2 protein-coding genes are annotated in these 1,544 nt (G+C 46.7%); both read left to right on the plus strand.

Translation table 11 applies throughout. The annotated features are described in order from the left end of the window. The first annotated feature begins 75 nt into the window (after positions 1 to 75). Positions 76 to 1,050 (plus strand): ornithine cyclodeaminase family protein, encoded by a 975-nt coding sequence (locus tag R7F67_RS23905; RefSeq protein WP_318057420.1) that lies wholly within the window; start codon positions 76 to 78, stop codon positions 1,048 to 1,050. Between the two features lie 56 nt (positions 1,051 to 1,106). After that, positions 1,107 to 1,544: dihydrodipicolinate synthase family protein (locus R7F67_RS23910; RefSeq protein ID WP_318057421.1), on the plus strand; the 438-nt coding region annotated here is incomplete at its 3' end.

Genomic DNA, 1,544 nt, shown 5'->3' on the forward strand with positions numbered 1-1,544 from the left:
AACTGTAGGGGTTTATTTCTCGATTGATGAGTTAAACCCCACATTGGAACTCAACGTACCTATTTTGGAGAAGTGATGAAAGTCATCGATGCACAGCAAGTCGCGCAAAGTTTGAGTATGCACTCTTTGATTGAAACCATGCGAGACATCTATGCACAGCCTGCCACGATTCCGCAGCGCAGAGTGATGTCATTAGAAGAGGGGAAGTATGAAGGCTTTGCTTTACTGCCCGCATGGAACCAAGAACTGATTGCCGTTAAGGCATTTACTTACTTTCCTGAGAATCCTCTGCAAGGCAAAGATACTTTGGCATCTAAGTTGTTGGTCTTCAAACGCGGAGATGGTGAACCCATCGCGCTGGTGGACGGTAAAGTCTTAACTTTTTGGCGTACAGCTGCCGCATCTGCTTTAGCCGCCGATTACTTAGCGCGCAAAAATGCCTCCCGCTTGTTGATTTGTGGTACTGGCAACTTAGCCCCTTATTTTGCGTGGGCTTACGCAGCGATTCGGCCACTCAAACAGGTTTATGTTTGGGGACGAAACCCAGAAAAGGCTGCCTCAACGGTGGATCAGATTCTGTCTTCCTCTGAATATCAATTACTGCCAGAAGCGCGCCAGTTTCCTGTGTCTGTGGTCGAAAACGTTGAGCAAATGATTGATCAAGTCAATATCATCAGTTGCATTACTGCGTCTGCTCAGCCTTTGTTTAATGGCTCTGATGTGCAGTCAGGAACACACATTGATCTGGTCGGTAATCACGACTTAGACAAGCGCGAATGCGATTCTGTCTCGGTGCAAAGAGCGAATGTGTATGTCGACAGTTGCATTAATGTGTTGGCGGAAGCGGGAGATTTGCTGATCCCAATACAAGAGGGGGTATTCACACCTGAAGACATTTATGGGGAGTTGCCTGAGCTTTGCGCTCAGCAAGTGCAAGGGCGTCAAAGTGACGAGGTGATTACCTTATATAAATCGGTTGGCAGTGCCTTGGCTGATTTAGCCGCAGTAAAAGCGGTGTTGTTAAAACATGGCGTTGAAAGCCAAATTTGAGCATTTTCGCTCGTCTTTATAAATTGCATACAATATACATAAAGGAAAGGAAGTTCATGAAAGTAGATTGGAAAGGTGTTTATCCGGCGGTCAGTACGCAGTTTCGTCAAGATCAGTCCATTGACCTAGACGCAACACAAACCGTTATCGATAACCAAATTAAAGATGGTGTGAACGGCATTATTTGCCTTGGTACGGTAGGTGAGAACTGCGCGCTATATCCGGAAGAAAAGCGTCAGGTGCTACAAGCTGCCAAAGAAGTGGTTAATGGTCGTGTTCCTCTTATTGCTGGTACGGCAGAGTCAATTACCACTGCGGCTATCGATTACATGCAAGACGCGCACAAAATTGGTATCGACGGGTGTATGGTGATGCCTGCGATGGTTTACCGCACGTCTGAAAGCGAAACATATGATTACTACCGCACGCTGGCAGAAGCGACACCAGAGATGCCTATCATGATTTACAACAACCCTGTTGCGTACGGCGTCGAT

This window comes from Vibrio sp. YT-17 (assembly GCF_033337375.1).
In the GTDB taxonomy this organism is placed as follows: Bacteria; Pseudomonadota; Gammaproteobacteria; order Enterobacterales; family Vibrionaceae; genus Vibrio; species Vibrio alginolyticus.